The organism is Enterococcus avium ATCC 14025 (assembly GCF_000406965.1).
GTDB lineage: Bacteria > Bacillota > Bacilli > Lactobacillales > Enterococcaceae > Enterococcus_A > Enterococcus_A avium.
Genome location: NZ_KE136366.1, coordinates 1 through 2500, shown reverse-complemented (window position 1 = coordinate 2500; position 2500 = coordinate 1). Strand labels below are relative to the sequence as shown.

The window sequence follows — 2500 nt, the reverse complement described above, 5'->3', positions numbered from 1 at the left end:
ACTTGTTGTAGGCACACGGTTTCAGGATCTATTTCACTCCCCTTCCGGGGTGCTTTTCACCTTTCCCTCACGGTACTGGTTCACTATCGGTCACTAGGGAGTATTTAGCCTTGGGAGATGGTCCTCCCGGATTCCGACGGAATTCCTCGTGTTCCGCCGTACTCAGGATCCTCCTAGGTGCCAGTCAAATTTTGTCTACGGGGCTTTTACCCTTTCTAGCAGACCTTTCCAGGTCCTTCGACTATCTCACTGGACTACCATATCGGAGTCCTACAACCCCAAGAGGCAAGCCTCTTGGTTTGGGCTTTTCCCGTTTCGCTCGCCGCTACTCAGGGAATCGATTTTTCTTTCTCTTCCTGCAGGTACTTAGATGTTTCAGTTCTCTGCGTCTACCTCTAATCAGCTATGTATTCACTGAAAAGTAACATCCTATAAAAGATGTTGGGTTTCCCCATTCGGAAATCTCCGGATCAAAGCTTACTTACAGCTCCCCGAAGCATATCGGTGTTAGTCCCGTCCTTCATCGGCTCCTAGTGCCAAGGCATCCACCGTGCGCCCTTATTCACTTAACCTTATCTTGACTTTCGTCAAGGGTCTTACTAATTCCCATGAGCGATCATGTTCCTTAGTAATAAATAAGCAATTGAACTTATTAAAAAACTCATTCAACGCGGTGTTCTCGGTTTGTTTAAAATTGTTTCTGTATCCAGTTTTCAATGAACGAATGATGACTGACGTCATCAATGGAGCCTAGCGGGATCGAACCGCTGACCTCCTGCGTGCAAAGCAGGCGCTCTCCCAGCTGAGCTAAGGCCCCGATATTGCTATCTAATTGAGAGTAAACCTCTCAAAACTGAACGAATAAAACATTCCTGTGTAGTTTCCGTAACGTTCATCTTCGATGAACTATTTCCTTAGAAAGGAGGTGATCCAGCCGCACCTTCCGATACGGCTACCTTGTTACGACTTCACCCCAATCATCTATCCCACCTTAGGCGGCTGGCTCCAAAAGGTTACCTCACCGACTTCGGGTGTTACAAACTCTCGTGGTGTGACGGGCGGTGTGTACAAGGCCCGGGAACGTATTCACCGCGGCGTGCTGATCCGCGATTACTAGCGATTCCGGCTTCATGTAGGCGAGTTGCAGCCTACAATCCGAACTGAGAGAAGCTTTAAGAGATTAGCTTAGCCTCGCGACTTCGCGACTCGTTGTACTTCCCATTGTAGCACGTGTGTAGCCCAGGTCATAAGGGGCATGATGATTTGACGTCATCCCCACCTTCCTCCGGTTTGTCACCGGCAGTCTCGCTAGAGTGCCCAACTAAATGATGGCAACTAACAATAAGGGTTGCGCTCGTTGCGGGACTTAACCCAACATCTCACGACACGAGCTGACGACAACCATGCACCACCTGTCACTTTGCCCCCGAAGGGGAAGCTCTATCTCTAGAGTGGTCAAAGGATGTCAAGACCTGGTAAGGTTCTTCGCGTTGCTTCGAATTAAACCACATGCTCCACCGCTTGTGCGGGCCCCCGTCAATTCCTTTGAGTTTCAACCTTGCGGTCGTACTCCCCAGGCGGAGTGCTTAATGCGTTAGCTGCAGCACTGAAGGGCGGAAACCCTCCAACACTTAGCACTCATCGTTTACGGCGTGGACTACCAGGGTATCTAATCCTGTTTGCTCCCCACGCTTTCGAGCCTCAGCGTCAGTTACAGACCAGAGAGCCGCCTTCGCCACTGGTGTTCCTCCATATATCTACGCATTTCACCGCTACACATGGAATTCCACTCTCCTCTTCTGCACTCAAGTTTCCCAGTTTCCAATGACCCTCCCCGGTTGAGCCGGGGGCTTTCACATCAGACTTAAGAAACCGCCTGCGCTCGCTTTACGCCCAATAAATCCGGACAACGCTTGCCACCTACGTATTACCGCGGCTGCTGGCACGTAGTTAGCCGTGGCTTTCTGGTTAGATACCGTCAAGGGATGAACGTTCTACTCTCATCCTTGTTCTTCTCTAACAACAGAGTTTTACGATCCGAAAACCTTCTTCACTCACGCGGCGTTGCTCGGTCAGACTTGCGTCCATTGCCGAAGATTCCCTACTGCTGCCTCCCGTAGGAGTTTGGGCCGTGTCTCAGTCCCAATGTGGCCGATCACCCTCTCAGGTCGGCTATGCATCGTTGCCTTGGTGAGCCGTTACCTCACCAACTAGCTAATGCACCGCGGGTCCATCCATCAGTGACGCAAAAGCGCCTTTCAAACCGAAACCATGCGGTTTCGATTGTTATACGGTATTAGCACCTGTTTCCAAGTGTTATCCCCTTCTGATGGGCAGGTTACCCACGTGTTACTCACCCGTTCGCCACTCCTTTTCTTTCGGTGGAGCAAGCTCCGGTGAAAGAAAAAGCGTTCGACTTGCATGTATTAGGCACGCCGCCAGCGTTCGTCCTGAGCCAGGATCAAACTCTCATAAAAAGTGTTTGAAACAGTCTTCCGAC

At 50.6% G+C, this 2500-nt stretch carries 1 tRNA gene and 2 rRNA genes (1 of these 3 cut by a window edge); all 3 read right to left on the bottom strand.

From position 1 onward, the window contains the following. Positions 1–572: ribosomal RNA gene (locus tag OMU_RS17445) — 23S ribosomal RNA — on the bottom strand (it extends 2340 nt beyond the left edge of the window). 172 nt (positions 573–744) lie between these two features. Then, positions 745–817: transfer RNA gene (locus OMU_RS17440), tRNA-Ala, on the bottom strand. Between the two features lie 101 nt (positions 818–918). After that, positions 919–2477, bottom strand: a 16S ribosomal RNA gene (locus OMU_RS17435). The 16S and 23S rRNA genes sit together here with 1 tRNA gene alongside, the layout of an rRNA operon. Positions 2478–2500: the final 23 nt, after the last annotated feature.